Genomic DNA, 18,224 nt, shown 5'->3' with positions numbered 1-18,224 from the left:
CCGGCGCCTAGGGTTGGGAGTCCTTGAGGGTCGGCACTTCACCATTGCTGAGCATGCGGCTCAATTCGTCCACCCGCGTGGCGATATCACCGATGCGCTGGTGGCTGTGCAGGTCGACGTCGATCTTCTTGTGCATCACCTTGAGCAACGGCAGAAAGCTGTTTTCCAGGTGCTCGGACAGGTTCTCCAGCACTTCGCGCATGCCCGGCTGCTGCGCCGGCCGGGCCAGACCACGCACGCCTTCCACCAGGTCGTTGAGTTGGGCCACCACGCGGGTGCCGACGTCGCTGTCGCTGCCGCCCATGGAGCGGTTGCGCACGAAGTCACGCTTGATCTGCGCCCAGCGTTCGCTCTGCTGCGGGGTCTGGTTGGCGCGCAGTTCGGCGAGCTTGAGCAGGTTTTCCTCGGCGCCGGTGGTCAGCAACTGGGATTCGCCCTGGTAGTGGTCGGCCAGCAGTTGCAGCAGTTCGGCATCGTTCATTACCGCCGAGATCTTCTCCGCCATCTTGTTCATGTTGCGGTAGCTGCCCTGCAGCTTGAACGGCGGCTCGCTGCGGTACTGGTCGGCCTGGGCGGCGCTGGCAATGTACTGCTGGTTGACCTTGAGCACCACGTCACGCACCTGCATCAGGCGCTGCAGGGTGGTGGTGATTTCGTTGATCTCGGCGCCGCTGTAGCTGTGGCTCAGCTCGTTGCTGGAAAACGCCTTGCCCTCGGCCTTGGCGACGAAGCGGTAGACGTCGGCCATGTCGCGGGTGGCCAGGGGCGCCAGCACCGGGTTGGAGGTCAGGCCGTTCTCGATGTAGCTCAGGGCAAAGGCTTCCTGCATGCCGCCCAGGGTGTCGCCGAGGTTATAGATGTCGGCACGGTTGGCCAGCATATCGGGGATCTTGAACACCTCGCCAGATTCGGTGTACGGGTTGCCCGACATCACCACGCAGAACTTCTTGCCGCGCATGTCGTAGGTCTTGGTGCGGCCTTTCCACACGCCCTCGATGCGCCGGGTGCCGTCGCACAGCGAGATGAATTTCTGCAGGAACTCGGGGTGGGTGTGCTGGATGTCGTCGACATAGAGCATCACGTTGTTGCCCATCTCCAGGGCCAGGTTGAGCTTTTCCAGCTCCTGGCGCGAAGTGGCGTCGGGCGCCTGGGCCGGGTCCAGGGAACGCACCTGGTGCCCCAGGGCCGGGCCGTTGATCTTCATGAAGATCAGGCCCAGGCGGTGCGCCACGTACTCCATCAGGGTGGTCTTGCCGTAGCCCGGTGGCGAAATCAGCATCAACAGGCCCATCAGGTCGGTGCGCTTGTTCTCGCCCACGGTGCCCATCTGCTTGGCCAGGTTGTCGCCGATAAAGCCCAGGTACACATCGTTGATCAGCTTGTTGCGCACGAACGAGCTCAGCGGCCGCGGCTTGAATTCGCTCAGGCGCAGGGCCGCGCGTTCGCGGCCGATAATGCCCTGGCGCAGGTTCTGGTAGCGCTGCAAGCCGGGCAGGAACTGTTCGCGGTGAGCCCGCAGGCGGGCAAAGAAACCGTCCACGGTGAGGGTCAGGCTGCGCTCCTGGATGCGTGGGTGTTCGCCCATCAGGTTGTCCACGGCAAAGCGCAGGTCGACTTCGGTGATGCGCTTGGCAAAGTCCTCGCCCAGCAGCGACAGGGCCACCGCTTCGGACACGTAGTCGGCCCATGGCGCGAACTCGCCCTCGGCACACAGCGCCGCCAGCCAGTTCTCGGCCAGCGCCCATTGCGCCGCGGGGCGTTCCGCCAGCCGCGCCAGGGCCTGCTGGTAGTCGTCCCACATGCGCGCGCCTTGCAGGCGCAGGGTCAGGGCTTCCTGCAACTGCCTGGCGTATTTGCTGAAGGTGAACTCGATACGCTCCGCCGCCAATTCCTGCACCAGGTACTCGGCGGCTTCCGGCAGCAGCTCGGCGGCCAGGCCAAAGCCGTGCAATTGCCGCCAGTCGCCCAGGGCCGCGAGGATTTCATCCTGCAGTTGCAGCAAGCCTTCACGGCGCCCGAACAGTTGCTGGATATGCCGGCTGGTGCGCGCCCGCTCGACCCATTGGCGGGGCTGCGGCTGTTGTTGCTGGCGGTCCCAGTAGAAGGCGGCGAAGGCCCGCGCCGGTGCGCCGAAACGCAGCAGCCCGGCACTCTCGCGCAGGGGCAGCAGTTGCAGCAGGATCGCCGCCGCATCGTGGTCGTGGATGCCCTTCTCGTAGCCTTCCTTGTAGCGCGGCGCGGCGAAGTCGCGGATCACCCGCGCCAGCTCGTCGGGGTGTGCCAGCAGCGGCTTGAGGCTGTCCAGGCTGAGGCCTTGCTGGCCCTGGTCGGCGGCGTCCAGCACGTGCCCGGCGAGGTATTCGGCGCGGTACAGCTGGGCCGATTCCGACTCCAGGGCCACCTGCCAGAAGTCCCGCAGGGCTTCCAGCTCGGGGTCGCGCAGGGGTTCGAGAAAGTCGGTGCCGGTGAGGTGCAGGTGCAGCTCGTCGCCCCGGGGCATCAGGGTCAGGTCGAGTTCCTGGGTGTTGACGCTGAAGCGATGGCGCGGCCCCAGCTTGATGACGTTGCCGCCCTCTTCGAACAGCTCGGTCTTGTCCCGCAGGGCCCGCACGGCTTGATCCCTGGCGCCCTTGAGGCGCGACTCGACATCGTCGGCCTTGACGCTGTCCTTGAGCTCGCGCAGGCGCTCGGCCAGCTCTCGCAGTTTGAGGATCAGCGGGTCGGCGGCGAAGAATGCGTTGAGCTCCTCGGCCTGGGTGAACTTGGCGGTGCGCCGGCCGAGGCTGTCGAGAATCCGCCGCGCCGCGTCCAGCAGGCCCTGGGCCTTGCGCTGGCGCTCGTCGAGCAGCGACTGCTTGTGGGCCTCGAAGGTTTCCAGCAGTTCCTCGCGCTTGCCGAGGATGTCGCCGAGGAATTGTTCATGGTCACCAAAGCGGCTTTCCAGTTCTTCCAGCTGCACCAGCAGGCGCGACAGCTGTTCGTCGCAGCGCTCGGGGTCCTGGGCCTGGGCCAGGGCGTTGGTGATGCCCTGGCTAAAGAGTTTGAACTGGGCACCAAACTGCGCCACGGTCTCGGTCGAGCCCAGGCCCTTGCGCCGCTGTTCGGCGCGGGCCTTGGCCTGGTTCAGGCGCGCATAGATCTGCGAGATGGATTCAATGATCCGGGTGCGCTGGGTGGCGTCGTCGATCTGCAACGACGCCATCAGGCTGGAGAGCATGTCCAGGTCGCCGGCCATGGCTTGCAGGGCCGCCAGGGGCTCGCTGAGCTGGGCCACGGTCTCGGCTTTCTGCGCCTGGGCGTCCAGGGTTTCGAGCTGGGTCACCAGGGGCAACAGCGCCTGTTCGCTGGCGAGGAAGGTCGCGGTGCCGGCGGCGGTGCGTTCCTGGGCCTTGAGCAGCTCGGCTTCCATGGCGTCGATGCGCGCCACGTCGATGTAGCGGTAGTCGCGGATGGTCAGCAGCAGGCCGCGCTGGGCGGTGATGCCGTTGAGGGCATCGACAAAACTCTGCACCTGGTCCCAGCTGTCCACCAGCAGGCTGTCGAGCAGGGTTTTCTGCTTGGCCTCGGCGGCCACCATGGCCTGGTCCGACTGACGACGGATGCTCTCGACCTTCTCGTATTCGTCCAGCACCAGCTCGGAAGTGGAGGCCACTTCCCGCAGCAGCGGCGCCAGGCCGTCGAGCTCGGCGCTGCCCAGCCAGTGGTAGACGTCGAACAGCCGCCGGGTGTTCTGGCACAGCAGTGAATAGCGCTGCACCGACACCGCCGGGGTGTCGATCTCGCGGCACAGGTCGTAGAGGTCGGAAACGCTGCGCACCAGTTCGGCATTGCCGATGCGCCCGAGGAAACCGCTGCGGGTCGGTTGCCGCGCGGCGTATTCCTCGGTGAAGAACGGCGTCTGCCAGACCTGCATCGGGTGCACCCGGGTCGGCTCGTCGCCCTCGGCGGCGAAGATCACCATGCGCCCGTCTTCCAGGCGTGCATAGCCGTGGCCGAACAGCGGGTTCTGCAGCTGGCGGTTGATCATGTTGTAGGTCAGCAGCACCGAGCGGCCCTGCTCCGGGTGGTAGAAGATGTACTGCACATCTTCACCGTTGGGCGAGCGTACCGAGCGCTTGAAGCGCATGCCTTCCATGGACTGCTCGAAGGTCTTGTACTCGCCGCTTTGCAGGTAGTAGCCACCGGGGAAGATGATCCCGTGGTCTTCCGGCAACTGCACGCAGGCCAGGCCCATGGCGTCGATGCGCTCGACCTGGCGGGTCAGGCTGTTGAACACCAGGTAGCGCCACTGTTCCTCGCGGTACGGCAGCACCTTGAGCAGGATCAGGCTGCCCACGCGGGCAAATTCGATCTGTGCATCGTCCAGGGACTGGGTCTTGTCCAGCACCTCTTCGCGGTAGATGCCCAGGCCCGACTCGGTGTTGTTCTCGACCTTGATGGTGAGGTCGCCGCCGATGGTCTCGACGAACACCGTGTCGAGGATGTTCAGGTGCGGGAAACGCCCTTCCACCACCATCTCGCGGCTGGCTTTCTTCCATTCGAAGTCGAAGGGCGCCGGCAGGGCGATATCCCGCTCGCCACGGTTGTCGATGTAACTGACCTCACGCCCGTCCACCGAGATCGACCAGCGGAACACCCGCACATCGGTGACGCGCTCACCAATCTGGAAACTCGCCAGCAGCTTGCCGTCACGGATCGCCAGTTGCAGCAGGCGGGTGTTCTTGTAATAGGTGTAGAGCTCGTTGAAATCGTTGAGGAAGCCCTGGGCCGCCAGGAAGCTGCCTTCCAGGGGCACGGGCTCGGCTTCGTAGCCTTCGCCCTCTTCCACCAGCCGGTAGAGGGAAAACACGTCGGCGACGTTGGTTTCCTTCTTCAGGCCGATAAACACGTTGTAGCCGAACAGCAGGCAGTCGCCGACCTGGACGATGTCCCGGGCGATGCAGTTGTTCTCGGTACGGATGCGCACCCGCCCGACCACTTCCATGCGGCTGTTGCCGAACTCGTCGAGACGCCTCTGGTTGAGGTCGTCGGTGGTGGTCCGCAGGCGCTGGCCCTGGTCCAGCAGGCGCTTGTGCAGCACCTCATAGGCGCCGCCTTCGGCGACAGCCTTGTCCAATACGTCCTGCGGGGGAGTTGCGACTTGAGCGTCCGACATCGTGGCCTTCCTGGATCTACGGCGGTGTGCAAAAAAGCGGGCTCCTGAAACCTGGAGCCCAGAACCTGAAACCAGCCACCCGGCCCCGCGCCCTGGCTGCCGGTAAACGGCAACCAGGGGTGGGTTGAGCCTGGTGATTCAGCTGGGGTCAGGTGTTTCAGGCGTCGGCAGCGGGTGCCTCGACCTTGCGTGCGCTGGCGGCAGCCGCCAGTTCAGCGGCAACGGCCGGGGCGCTCTTGCCATTGAGCAGGCGTGCCAGGACGTCCTGGACCACCGGGCTCTTGCCCACCACGCCCTCGATGGCCTTGCCCACCGACAGCGACTTGGCGAAGGAATTGAAGAAGTCGCCTTCGCCGCCGACGATCTCGATCTTGGCCTTGCTGAGGGCCGCCGACAGCACTTCGGCCTGCTCCTTGGCGATGTCCTTGTTGGCGGCGATGGCGGCCATCGCTTCCTCGAAGTTCTTCTCCAGTTGCATGCGGAATTCTTCGTGCTGGCGGGCGCTGTCGCTGAGGGCGTCCAGGGCACCGAACTTCTTGCCCAGGCCTTCGGCTTCGGCGTTCAGGCGCTGCAGCAGCACCTCGGCTTCGGCCGAACCCAGGTCTTTGGTGGCCTTGGCCTTGGCCGCGCCCAGTTGCTCTTCGCCACGGGCCTGAGCCCCGAGCTTCTCTTCCATGACCTTGGCTTCAGCCAGGCCGTCCTTCTCTTTGGCGGTGGCCTGGGCTTCCATGATGCGGGCGTCGGCCAGGCCTTTTTCCTGCTCGCCACGGGCTTCGGCAATCAACTGCTCGGCACGTACGCGGGCCTGGGCCAGGCCTTCTTTTTCCTGGGCCGCAGCGGTGATTTCCAGCACTCGGGCATCCGCCAGGCCAGGCGCCGCGCGCTCGGCTTCCAGGCCTTCGGCCAGGCGTTTCTTGGCTTCGGCCTGCTTGGCCGCGGCTTCCAGTTCGGCCTGGGCCAGGTTGTTGATTTCCACTGCCTTGTGCTTGGAGCGGGTCTCGTCGGCTTCGGCCTGTTTCACCTGGCGTACCAGGTCCTGTTCGGCTTCGGCCTGTGCCTGGATCACCACCACTTGCTTGGCGCGCTCGGCTTCGGAGACTTCGCGCACTTCCTTGATCCGCTCTTCTTCCTGGGCCACGGTTTTTTCCACCGCTACCCGCTCACGGATCACCGTGGCGATGTTCTTGCGCTGTTCTTCCAGGGCCTTTTCCTTCTCGATGCGCTGCAGCTCCACTTCACGCTCGCGGGCCACCACTTCCAGGTCCTTGGCGCGGGTGACTTTCTCCACCTCGATGACCACGGCGCGCTGGCGGTTCTGCTGGGCCACTTCGACTTCGCGATGATGGTTCTCGGTGCGTACGTCGATTTCCTGCTGGGCCTGGATGCGAGCCTGCTCGGCCTTCAGGCGCTCTTCTTCCTTGACCTTGGCAGTCTCGGCTTCTTCGCGGGCGCGGATGGTTTCGATCTCGCGCTTCTGCCGGGCTTCGGCGTCGGCCTGCTGGCGCTCGAGGGACAGCGTGGCTTCACGGGTCTCGACGTTTTTCTTCTGGATCGCCAGTTCCTGGTTGCGTTCCAGTTCGTTGGTGATGACGTTCTGCGCCGCGGTCAGCTCGGTGATCTTGCGAATACCCTCGGCGTCGAGGATGTTGCTCGGGTCCAGGGAGTGCTTGGCGGTCTGCTCCAGGTAGTCGATGGCCACGTCTTCGAGCACATAGCCATTGAGGTCGTTGCCGATGATCTCGATGATGCGATCGCGGAAGTCCTGGCGGTTCTCGAACAGCTGGACGAAATCGAACTGCTTGCCCACGGTCTTCAGCGCTTCGGAGAACTTGGCGTTGAACAGCTCGTTGACCGCCGCGCGATCCGAGGCCCGGTCGACACCGATGGCCTTGGCTACCTTGAGCACGTCTTCCTGGGTTTCATTGACCCGCAGGTAGAAGGCCACGGTGATGTCGGCACGCATGTTGTCGCGGCAGATCAGACCATCCTTGGCCCGGCGGTCGACTTCCAGGGTGATCAGCGAGATGCGCATGAACTCCTTGAGGTGGATAACCGGGTACACCAGGGCGCCAGTGAAGTGCACCTTGGGGGTCGCGGACATGTCGTTGACGATCAGCGCCGTGCCTTGGGGAACCTTGATATAGAAGGCCTTGAACAGGGCCAACAGGCCAAAGACCACCAGTACGACCAGGCCGATCCCGAACAGCAGGGGCAGCAGCGACGGTAAATTCATGCAATCAATCTCCTTTGATTCTGAGGAAGCCCGGGCTCAGAGGCCGCGAAACTCGTCCTCGGTAATGACCCGATAGGCGTGTTGCGCCTCCAGATACTCCAGTAGCACGACGCGATCGCCGCGCTTGAAAGCTTGTGCCGCCTCGGCACGTACACGCAGGATCAGGCCCGCGCCGCCGTTCTCGAGCACGGCTTCGCCATGTTCCAGAGTGACCCGGCCACTGCGCACCACGGCGGTTTGCCCCAGCACCGACTGGCTGCTGGTGGCTTCCATCTTGCGAAACAACGGGCGCAGCGGGCTGCAGATGGCCGCGCTGATGGGCGCCGCGAGGAACAGTGCAAGCACTGCCAGCAGCAGGCCCAGGGGATAGCGCAGCCAGCCCAGGGGCAGGTGGCTGAGCACGTAGAGTTCGGCGAAATAGGTCAGGAACCAGCTGAAGAACATCAGCAGGGTCAGCACCAGGGTGACCGGCACCCCGTTGAGCTTGAACTTGATCAGCAGCCCGGCCAGGCCTTCGGTGGCGTGGGCGCCCTCGAGCAGCGAGTCGGCCTCGAAGTCCAGCAGGTCGACCTCGAGCATGCCCATGGCCACCACGGCCCAATAGATCACGGCCAGGCAGAGCATGAAGCTGAACAGCACAGTGGGGAACGACAAGACTGTCTGCAGGAAGATTTCCATTGCTTTCCTATCCCTGAAAAAGCCGGGCAAGGCCAACCGGCCCTACCCTTCCAACACAACGGTGAATCAGGACTTGCTACGGTCCTTGAGGCGCGCCAGCACGCTGTCGGCGCTGGTGCTGCCAGCGACTATCCCGGCTTCACGCAACTTGGCGTCCAGGGCGTCGTCCGGATTGCTGGTGCTGGCCAGTTCCGCCGCGGCGTCCATCTTGGCCGCACGCTCGGCCTGCTTCTGCTTGATCCGCTCCAGGGACTCCACCGCGGTGTGCAGCTTGCTCTGGGAGCCGCCGTAACGCTGGGCCACGGCCTGTTGGGCCTTCTGCACGCTCTCGGTGGCCTTGACGGTATCCACCTGTTGTTTCAAATGCTTGATATTGCCCTCGGCCTGGGTCACGGCCTTGCGCAATTGGGCCACGTTGGCGGCAAAGCCATCGGCTTGCTCGCGTTCCACCACCAGGTCATTTTCCAGATTGGCGATTTTCTGCGCCACTTCCTGGGCCAGGGTCTGGTTATCCGCTTCCAGGGCCTTGAGGGCGTAGCTTTCGTATTCCGCGATCTTGGCTGCGGTGCCGTTGGCGCGCTCGGCGGCGAGTTTCTGTCGGGCCATGATTTCGGCCAGGGATTCCTTGGACTTGCGCAGCTCCTGATCGGCGTCGCGGATCTCCTGATCGAGAATTCGCAGCGCCTGGCTGTCTACCAGGGCCTCGCCGGCTTCATTGGCGCCACCGCGCAGCGCGGTAAGCAACTTGCTCCATACGTTCATGTGCATTCCTCCAGGTCAGGCCTGAGCCTTCAGGTAGCCTTCGTAGGCCTCGGTGGCCCTGATCACGTTGCTGGCCAGGGTTTCGATCTCGTAGAGCACGTTGGAGAGAATCGAAGTTGCGCTCAGGGCACCGAACATCATGTAGAAACGCTCGCCGCCGAGGCTGGTTTCCAGGCCGATGCTCGACAGCGGGAACAACTGGCGGCTGAGCAACACTTCTTCGTTGAAGGCCACCACGTCGGTCACTTCGCTTTGCGGCCAGAGCAGAGCCTCCACCAGGATCTGCTCGCCGGACAAGGCGACGAACAGCGGCAGGTCGCCGTATTCACGCATGGTCACGTGCAAGCTCGGCTCGGCCCCTTCAAGCAGTTCAACGCTGGCTTCGCCGCTGCTGAACAACTCGGTGGCCACCAGGGCCTGGCACAGCGATCGGGCATTCCAGATCTGCGGCATGCTCATTTCTCCATCCTTTTCCACAGGAGCCAGCCCCTCTAGGGGCTGACGCAGTTTGCGTTCAACCGCCAGCAACGCCTTGGCGTTCTCCGGCAGTATCCAGACTTCCTTTTTCACCAAGCCCTGATCACGCAGGCGCTGGCGGAATAAACGTTGGTAATGGGCTGAGGATTTGTTTTCCATGGCGCACAGACTAGAGCATCACATGTAAGGCTTTCAATTCCTCACATGTAAGTTTTTAGGGGTGTATTTGTAACAAGGTTTATCAGGAAATTCATTCAGCGAGCAGCGCAAGGCGGATGATGACACATAGACCAGATTGCACTTTTTGCAAGGGAGCTTTCCCGAACCGCGCCATTAAACCTGTCACCCAAGGGAATGAGAAGCACAATAATCCAGGCATCCACCCGCAAATAATCAGTCAAGGCGGGCTCCGGGCGCTGCCTTAATGGTGACCAATGGTCTAGGCTAGGCGAGTTTTCCTGCCCAGCGGATGCCCCATGAACAGCCTCAGCAAGCCCCTCGCCGGATTGAAAGTGGTAGAACTCGGCACCCTGATCGCCGGTCCCTTCGCGTCGCGCATCTGTGCCGAATTCGGCGCCGAGGTGATCAAGGTGGAGTCGCCGGATGGCGGTGATCCGCTGCGCAAATGGCGCAAGCTGTATGAAGGCACCTCGCTGTGGTGGTTCGTCCAGGCGCGCAACAAGAAATCCCTGACCCTCAACCTCAAGCACCCGGACGGCCTGGCGGTGCTCAAGCAGCTGCTGGGCGAGGCGGACATCCTGATCGAGAACTTCCGCCCCGGGGTGCTGGAAAAACTCGGCCTGGGCTGGGACGTGCTGCACGCCCTCAACCCAAAGCTGGTGATGGTGCGCCTCTCCGGCTTCGGCCAGACCGGGCCGATGAAGGACCAGCCGGGCTTCGGCGCGGTGGGCGAGTCCATGGGCGGCTTGCGCTATATCACCGGTTTCGAGGACCGCCCCCCGGTGCGCACCGGGATTTCCATCGGCGACTCCATCGCCGCTTTGTGGGGGGTGATCGGCGCGCTAATGGCCCTGCGTCATCGCGAGGTCAACGGTGGTCAGGGGCAAGTGGTGGACGTGGCGCTGTACGAGGCGATCTTCGCCATGATGGAAAGCATGGTGCCGGAGTTCGACGTGTTCGGTTTTATCCGCGAGCGCAGCGGCAACATCATGCCCGGCATCACCCCGTCTTCGATCCATACCAGCGCCGACGGCCGGCATGTGCAGATCGGCGCCAACGGCGATGCGATCTTCAAGCGCTTGATGCTGCTGATCGGCCGCGAAGACCTGGCCCATGACCCGGCCCTGGCCAGCAACGATGGACGCGACAGCCGCCGCGACGAACTCTACGGGGTGATCGACCGCTGGGTGGCGAGCCTGCCCCTGGAGCAGGTGCTGGAGCAGTTGAACCAGGCCGAGGTGCCGGCCAGCCGGATTTTCAGCGCCGAGGACATGTTCCACGACCCGCAATTCCTCGCCCGGGAAATGTTCCTCCAGGCCAAGCTGCCGGACGGCAAGCCGTTCAAGATGCCCGGCATAGTGCCGAAACTCTCGCAGACACCTGGCTCGGCCGACTGGGTGGGCCCGCAACTCGGGGAACACTCGGCAGAGGTGCTGACGCAACTGGGCTACAGCAGCGAGCAGATCCAGCGCATGCGCGACAACGGGGCAATCTAAGCTGAAAGCACGATCCACCAAGGCCACGGCCAGCACCCGCCCAAGGCAGCGCCTCGGTCGCCTGCTGTCGCCGCTTGTGGCGCTGTTGCTGTGGTTGCCCAGCGCTCCTGGCCAGGCCGGAGAGATGCTCACCTGGCTGCTGCGCGACCTGCCGCCGCTGACGATTTTCGAAGGTGAGCAGAAAGGCCGCGGAGTGGTCGACCTGCTGATGCCGCAACTGATCGCCAGCCTGCCCGAGTACCGCCACGAGCTGATGCGGGTCAATCGCGCCCGGGGCATACAGATGCTCCGGGAACCCAGCTTCACCTGCGACCCGGCGCTGATCTGGAGCAAGGAGCGGGCGCAATGGGTGGCCTTCTCCATCACCAGTTTTCGCGTGCTGAGCAATGGCCTGGCGATCCGCCGTGCCGATCGCGAACAACTGACGCAGTTCATTCATGAAGGCCAGGTTGACCTGGGCGCCCTGCTGCAGAGCGGCAAGCAACTGATTGGCGTGGTTGCCGAACGCAGCTACGGCCAGCAGCTCGACCAGGTGCTGCAACAGGCCCCACCCGACAGCATTCGCGCCCACTACGGCAATGACGCCCTGGGCAGCCTGCTGCAAATGCAGCGCGCCGGGCGCCTGCAACTGCTGCTGGGCTACTGGCCGGAAATCCGCTACCAGGCCGCGCAACAAGGCATCAACAGCGAGGAGCTGGAGTTCTATCCGGTGGCGGGAACCAGCAAATACCAGGAAGTGCATATTGGCTGCTCCGACACCCCGCAGGGACGGCAAGCCATCACCCGGATCAACCAGGCCCTGCTGCAGTTGCGCGAAGAGCGCCTGGTGGAGCTTTACGCCGCCTGGCTGGAGCCCGGCATGCGCGATGAATACCGCGCAGATGCCCGCAGTTATTTCCAGGGCCTGCACGACCACTGACAAATTCCAGGCAAAAGAAACCCCGAGAAGTGGGGAGGCGACTCGGGGCTAAACCAGATCTTGTAGGACCGGTATCAGCAGGCTACACGCACCGGAGCACAATGCCTGATCCTGCTGATACCGATTCTGACTGATGCTGGTAGCGGAAGGTTCCGTAAAAATTTGCTTCACTTGCGCTGATCAAACACTCGGCCCTCGGCGGCATGGCGCAGGGCGGCGATCACGCAGGGTTCCAGGCGACCTTCGGCAATCAACAGATCACGGTGCAGGCCGTCGACCACATCGGTGAGCAAGCGCTTGTCGGTGAGCTGGGCCTGGTTGATCTCACGCTCCAGGACCATGGCCCCGGCCGCGTTCTTCAGGGTTACCAGGCATTCACCATGGGCCCCGCAAGGGCTCAGCACGACCTGATAGGGTGTCAGTGCCTCACTCAATAAAAGACTGATACGTTCCATCGGGATCACCACTCAATAGTTCGAATTAAGGGTTCGAAAACAAAAATGCCGGTAGCTTTCTGACATTCAAGTGACCATCGCTCAGAGAAGAAAGTTCGTCACGCCTACTGCTGCCGACCTGAGTCAAACGAGCATGCACAGGTAATATGACAGTTGGAAAACGCCCGACCAGGTGCCACCACTCGCCGCCTTTGCATTGGAGCCCAGCCTTGCAAACCCTGACGAACCACAGATTGCGCATCATCCTCGCCGACGATCATCCGATCTTCCTGATCGGCCTGCGGGCCGTGCTGGAACAGGATGCCAGCCTGGAGATAGTCGGCGAGGCCAGCTCGCCTTCGGCCCTTGCCCAGTTGGTGCAGGAAGTCGAATGCGATGTGCTGGTCACCGATTTCATGATGCCCGAGGAACAGCAGAACGATGGCCTGCGCCTGATCGAGCAACTGCGCCGGCATCACCCCGAGCTGCCGATTGTGGTGGTGACCATGCTCAACCACGCCGGGCTGTTTCGCTCGATCCTCGACCTGGGGGTGATGGGCCTGCTGAGCAAGGCCAGCCTGGCCGATGAACTGCCCAGCGCGATTGCCCATGTACGCCGCAACAAGCCCTATGTGGCCCAGGCCATCGAGCGGGCCCTGAGCCTGGCGGGGGAAGTGGGGCCCGACCGCCTGGTGTCCAAGGACCAGCTGTCACCTCGGGAGCTGGAGGTGATCCGCCTGCTGGCCGCCGGTCATGCCGTGGGGGAAATCGCCACCCAGCTCAACCGCAGCAAGCAGACGGTCAGCGCGCAGAAGGTCAGCGCCATGCGCAAGCTGGGCCTGGCCAGCGAAGCGGCGCTGTATATCTACGTGCAGGAACACGGCCTGGCCTAGGCACAGCGCTCGCTGCCCTGCCCGCCCGAGCCCCGCGCCCGGGTCAGCCAGTAGCGCGCCTCGGCGGCGCTCATGGGCCGGGCCAGGAAGCAGCCCTGCAGGTGCACCGCCCCCAGGGACTTGGCCGCCAGGCAGTCGGCCTCGCTCTCGATACCGGCCACCACCACCCCCAAGGACATGCGCCGGGCCATGCTCAGGGCGCCGCCCACTAGGGCCAACTTGCGCTCGTCGGTGGCCATGCCGGCAACGAATGCCGGGGGAATCTTCAACTCGGTGAAGGGCAGTTCCAGCAAGCGCTGCAGGCTGGTGCCGCCGGTGCCGAAATCACCGATGGCCAGCTTGCAGCCGATCATCCGCAGGCGCAGCAGCGCCTCGACATGGGCGCTGTCGGTTTGCATCTGCGTGGTTTCGACCACCTCCAGGGTGAGCATCCGCGCCGGCACTTCGAAGCGCCGCAGCAGCGCCTCCAACTGACGCGGAAACAGCGACCATTCGAGGAAGCCGCTGGGAATGTTCACCGCAATCGGCAGCCAGTAGCCCAGCACCAGCTTGACCCCGGCCGCCAGCTCCAGGGCCTGCTCCAGCATGTGCCAGGTGAACACCTCGAGCAGGCCGGCGAATTCGATCAACGGCAGAAACTCCGCCGGCATCAGTAGGCCGTGTTCGGGGTGCTGCCAGCGCGCCAGCGCCTCGACGCCCTGCACCCCGCCATGCTGGTGCAGCACCGGCTGGAAATGCGCCACGCCAAAACTCAAGACCGCCGCCAGCCCCTGCTCCTGGCTTGGCGCCTCCAGGGCGAAGGGCTCCAGGGCCAGCAGCTCGCGCAACGCTGCCTGGCTCAGCGCCGGTCCGCTTTGCCGGGTGTGCTGCCGATAAGCCTTGAGCAACTCGCCGAGCAGCGCCACCGAGGCCGGCTTGGGCAGGCACGCCAGCACCTTGAGCCCCAGCTCCCGGGCCATGCCGGCGGTGCCCTCGAGCACATCCGGCTCCGCATCGCTGAGGATGATCAGGGCCTGGGCCTGCTGCTGGCGGGCCAGGTCGCGGATCAGCTCCAGGCCATCGCTGTCTTCCAGGTACAGGTCGCAGATGGCGATATCCACCGGCCCCTTGCTCTCCAGCGAGCGCCGTGCCGCCTGCACATTCTCTGCGGCCAGCACCTGGAACACGCCATTGGCGTTGAGCATCTGGTGCAGGGCCATCAACTGGAACGAGTTATCTTCGAGAATCAGCACTTTAAGCGAATGCAAGGGGGCAACCTCCGGTACGACGTGGCGGGGACAGCCCACTACGTACCGAAAGGGTAATCAGACAAATCCTAATCACACATAGGACAAGTCTTAATCGTCCAGGGCCCCCTGGATATCGCCACACAAGCTGTCTATGGCCTCCAACAGCAGCGGCCACTGCTGCTCCAGGGCCTCGACCTGGCGCCCCTTGACCCGCCCTTCCAACTCGATGCAGGCCTTGGCCAGCGGCAAGGCATCCACCAGGCAGCACACGCCCTTGAGCCGATGCAGGGTGCCACCCAGGCGTGCCCAGTCCAGCGCTGCACGGGCCTGCTCAAGGGCCTGGCGCTCTTCGAGCAGGTTGCGCGACAGCTCCTGCAGCATGCGCTGCAACACCTGTTCGTCGGCCTGGGTCATGGCCTGCAAGGTCTGGATATTGAACGAGGGCGCCGGCAGGAAGCGCGCCAGGGCCTGGGCCAGTTGATCCAGGGTCACCGGCTTGACCAGCAACTGATCCATGCCGGCCTGCGCGCAACGCTCGCGCTCATCCTCGAAGGCATTGGCGGTGCAGCCAATTACCGCGCAACGGGTGCGCGCCTCCTGCTCCTCGATCTGGCGCAACGCCTCGGTCAGCCCGTAGCCACTCATGTCCGGCATACGGCAGTCGGTGATCACCACATCGAAGCGGCCACTGCGCCAGCGCTGCAAGGCTTCCTGGGCGCTGCCACAGGCCACCACCCGATGCCCGAGAAACATCAGTTGCTGGCTCAGGACCATGCGGTTGGCGCTCAGGTCATCCACCACCAGCACCTCGATGCTGCGGCTGGGTGGACGCTCTGCCGGTGCTGCGTCCTGTACATCGAGATCGTCGCCGACTCGCTCCAGGTACAGCTCGATGCGCACTTCGGTGCCAACCCCCGGCTCGCTGAACAGATTGATCCGCCCGCCCATCAGTTCCACCAGTTGCCGACAGATACTCAGGCCCAACCCGGTGCCACCATAAGCCGAGGCCGTGAGCGCGTCGGCCTGGACAAAGGGGGTGAACAGCTTGGCTTGCTGCTCGGCGCTGATGCCAGTGCCAGTATCGGCGACACTGATACGTACACAGGGCACCCCGAAGGCGTCGGGCTGCCGCTCCACCGTTACCCGTACCTCACCTTGCGCGGTGAACTTCAGGGCATTGCTCAAGAGGTTGTGCAGCACCTGGCGCAGGCGCAGTGGATCGAACAGGTAACGCCCGCGGGCGTCGTCGCTGAACAGCAATTGCAAGGCCACGTCCTGGTTGCGCGCGGTGACCTCGAACAGTTGCCGGACACTCTCGAAAAATGGCTTGAGGGCCACCACTTGCGGCGCCAGCTGCATATGCCCGGCTTCGATCTTGGCCAGGTCAAGGCTGTCGCCCATCAGGCTGATCAGCTCCTGGGCAGACTGATAGGCCACCCTCAGGGCCTCGGAGAACGGTACGCCACGCACTCTGGCTTGCTCCTTCTCAAGTTCCAGGAGGCCGATGATGGCGGTCATGGGCGTGCGGATCTCATGGCTCATGGCGGACAGAAAAGCGCTTTTCGCCGCGTTGGCCGAATCGGCCGCCTGACGCGCCTCCAGCAGCTGATTTTCCAGGCGCTTGCGTTCGGTGATATCGATCCAGCCCCCCAGCAGGCCCTGCAATTGCCCCTCGGCGCTGTAGAAAGGCACCGTCCACTGATAGGCATGGATCGGCCCGTCGCGGGTTTCCAGCTGGCGGTCGGCGAACACCGACTCCTCGGTGGCCAGCAACTGCATCAGCTCGCCATGCAGTTGCCGGGCGGTGGCCGGGGGCAGCAGGTCGAGCTCGGGCAGGCTGCGCCCCTGAATCAGCTCCAGGCGGGTGCCCAGTTGCTGCTCGTAGCTCTTGTTGCAGGTGAGCATGCGACCTTCCAGGTCACGCACGAAGATCGGATTGGGAATCCCGTCGAGCAAGGCGCGCTTGAACACCAACTGGTCGTTGAGCTGTTGCTCGGCCTGCAGCCGCTGCTGGATCTGGCGCTTGAGGCGGCTGCTCCAGGCCAGGGACAACAGCCCGAACAGCAAGGCCGTGCACAGTGCCCAGTAGACCCAGGTCGGCACCCGCTGCCAGGCCGGCATCGGCACCGGCGTGGCCCCCAGCCACTTCAGGCGGATGGCGCTGAGCTCCGCCACGGGCAACGCCTCCAGGGATTTGTTGAGAATGCTCAGCAGCTCGGGCTGGTCCTTGCGCACGGAAAATTCGTCGGCAGACCAGGTGCCCTCGACACTGCGCCCCACCCGCAAGCCATCATCGGTGGGGCCCAGGCCCTGCACCTGAACCTCGTTCTGAATAGTCGCCATGGCTTCGCCGCGGCTGACCAGCGCCCGCGCCTCTTCGTAGCTGGCGACGCTGCGCAGGCGAATGTCGGGGTAGTTGCGGCGGATATAGCTTTCCAGGGTGTGCCGGGCCGGCAGCGCCAGCACCTCGCCCGCCATCTGTTCCAGGCTGCTCAGGCGGCGATCCTCGGGGCGTACCACAAACACCCAGGCGGCCCCCCCGAAGGCATGGGAGAAGTTGAGGAACAGGCGCCGGTCTTCGTTGGCGGTGAGGGTGGAGTTCATCTGCGCCTGCCCGCTCTCCAGCAGCTCCAGGGTCTGCGCCGTGGACAGGCTCTCCTTGTGCACGAAATGCAGGCCGGTCATGCGCGCAATACGGTTGAGCAGGTCGACGTTCAACCCGGCCCAGCGACCTTCCTTGTCCTTGAATATCTGCGGCGGGTACTGCTGGGACGCCACCATCACATGGGGATGCTGGAGGATCCAGGCCTGCTCCTCGGCGCTCAGTTCGATGTGCTCGCCGGAAATGTTCGCCCCCAACCCGGTGGTCCAGCGGGACTGTATTTCCCGCCGCAGGGACTCGTCGATGCTGTGCAACGCCTGCTCCAGCAGGTCCGCCAGCCGGACGTTGTCCTCTCGGGTGGCAAAGGCGAAACCGGTGGGCGGCAGGCGGCTTTGCTCGTGGATCTGCACCGCCAGGTAGGGGCGCAGGGCCTTGTAGGCACGGACGATGATTTCATTGCCGATAAAGGCATCGGCATCGCCCTGGTTCAGGGCCTCCAGGCCGCTGTAGAGGTTCGGCGAGAGCATGATCTGGGAATTGGGATACGCCTTGTGCACCTGCTCGGCGTTGGCGTAGCCATCGAGCAGCACCAGCTTCTTGCCGGCCAGATCGCCGCTGGTCTCAGCTTCGTCGCGGCGCAGCACCAGCACCGCGCGGTCAGGCATGTAGTCGCTGGTGAAACGCAGCCCCGAGAGCCCGCGCTCATAGCCGTTGGCGCTGGTGAGGATATCGATGGTGCCATTGCGCAGTGCCTCGACCGCCTGCTCGCGCTCGGAAAACCCCAGTACCTCCATCGGCACGCCGAGGCGTTCGCCCACCAGGCTCAGGTAGTCGGCACTGATGCCCTGATAGCGGTTGCGATCGCGGGTGATGTCGATGGGCTGGTAGTCGTCGATGGCGATGCCGACCCGCAGCACCGGGTGCGCCGTCAGCCATTGGCGATCGGCGGGGGCCAGGTTCAGCGGCGACAGGTCGACAAAGGCCGGCACCAGCTTGAACGGCAGGTTCTTCGCTGTACCGGCCAGCGACGCGCCACAGAGCGCCGCCCAAGCCAGCAATGCCGCGGCCAAAAGGGCCCAGACACGGGATCTCCGATAGGTTCGAGCAAGCATATTCCGGGCCTCCCTGCCCCTGGCGGGCGTAAGTGCAGCACTGATAAAAAACAA

Annotated in this window: 11 protein-coding genes; 3 read left to right on the top strand and 8 right to left on the bottom strand. The window is 64.1% G+C overall.

Going from position 1 to position 18,224, the window contains the following annotated elements:
- Positions 1–7: 7 nt before the first annotated feature.
- The 5 genes from J4P02_RS18815 to J4P02_RS18795 all read right to left on the bottom strand — a co-directional run bounded on the left by J4P02_RS18815 (position 8) and on the right by J4P02_RS18795 (position 9,464).
- Positions 8–5,155 (bottom strand): DNA repair ATPase, encoded by a 5,148-nt coding sequence (locus J4P02_RS18815; RefSeq protein WP_426192968.1) that lies wholly within the window; start codon positions 5,153–5,155, stop codon positions 8–10.
- Positions 5,156–5,312: 157 nt separating this feature from the next.
- Complete coding sequence (locus J4P02_RS18810) at positions 5,313–7,388, bottom strand: hypothetical protein (protein ID WP_426192966.1); 2,076 nt, start codon at positions 7,386–7,388, stop codon at positions 5,313–5,315.
- Positions 7,389–7,424: 36 nt separating this feature from the next.
- A complete protein-coding gene (locus J4P02_RS18805) occupies positions 7,425–8,066 on the bottom strand; it encodes a hypothetical protein (RefSeq protein ID WP_426192964.1) in 642 nt (213 codons plus the stop codon).
- Between the two features lie 66 nt (positions 8,067–8,132).
- Positions 8,133–8,828 (bottom strand): PspA/IM30 family protein, encoded by a 696-nt coding sequence (locus J4P02_RS18800; RefSeq protein WP_426192962.1) that lies wholly within the window; start codon positions 8,826–8,828, stop codon positions 8,133–8,135.
- Between the two features lie 15 nt (positions 8,829–8,843).
- The gene (locus J4P02_RS18795) at positions 8,844–9,464 is read right to left on the bottom strand and encodes a YjfI family protein (protein ID WP_426192960.1); all 621 of its coding nucleotides are present in this window, start codon (positions 9,462–9,464) and stop codon (positions 8,844–8,846) included.
- 317 nt (positions 9,465–9,781) lie between these two features.
- On the opposite strand from J4P02_RS18795, the gene J4P02_RS18790 reads away from it, so the two are divergent.
- Both J4P02_RS18790 and J4P02_RS18785 read left to right on the top strand, forming a co-directional pair.
- The gene (locus tag J4P02_RS18790; protein ID WP_426192958.1) at positions 9,782–10,981 is read left to right on the top strand and encodes a CaiB/BaiF CoA transferase family protein; all 1,200 of its coding nucleotides are present in this window, start codon (positions 9,782–9,784) and stop codon (positions 10,979–10,981) included.
- 1 nt (position 10,982) lies between these two features.
- Positions 10,983–11,900 carry a TIGR02285 family protein gene (locus J4P02_RS18785; protein ID WP_426193267.1) on the top strand — a complete coding sequence of 306 codons (918 nt, stop codon included), beginning with the start codon at positions 10,983–10,985 and terminating at the stop codon, positions 11,898–11,900.
- Between the two features lie 167 nt (positions 11,901–12,067).
- Here J4P02_RS18785 and J4P02_RS18780 read toward each other — a convergent pair whose 3' ends face one another.
- The gene (locus tag J4P02_RS18780) at positions 12,068–12,355 is read right to left on the bottom strand and encodes a DUF3509 domain-containing protein (RefSeq protein WP_426192956.1); all 288 of its coding nucleotides are present in this window, start codon (positions 12,353–12,355) and stop codon (positions 12,068–12,070) included.
- A gap of 233 nt (positions 12,356–12,588) precedes the next feature.
- Between J4P02_RS18780 and J4P02_RS18775 the strand changes: the two genes are divergently transcribed.
- Positions 12,589–13,227, top strand: coding sequence for a response regulator (locus tag J4P02_RS18775; protein WP_426193265.1), 639 nt, complete (start codon positions 12,589–12,591; stop codon positions 13,225–13,227).
- Here J4P02_RS18775 and J4P02_RS18770 read toward each other — a convergent pair.
- On the bottom strand, positions 13,224–14,474 hold the full coding sequence (locus tag J4P02_RS18770) for an EAL domain-containing response regulator (RefSeq protein ID WP_426192954.1): 1,251 nt from the start codon (positions 14,472–14,474) through the stop codon (positions 13,224–13,226). The two genes, J4P02_RS18775 and J4P02_RS18770, sit on opposite strands and share 4 nt — an antisense overlap.
- A gap of 90 nt (positions 14,475–14,564) precedes the next feature.
- The gene (locus J4P02_RS18765) at positions 14,565–18,170 is read right to left on the bottom strand and encodes an ATP-binding protein (protein ID WP_426192952.1); all 3,606 of its coding nucleotides are present in this window, start codon (positions 18,168–18,170) and stop codon (positions 14,565–14,567) included.
- Positions 18,171–18,224 lie beyond the last annotated feature (54 nt).

This window comes from Pseudomonas sp. NFXW11 (assembly GCF_049887815.1).
Taxonomy (GTDB): Bacteria; Pseudomonadota; Gammaproteobacteria; order Pseudomonadales; family Pseudomonadaceae; genus Aquipseudomonas.
This window is presented reverse-complemented; position numbering and strand designations above follow the sequence as displayed.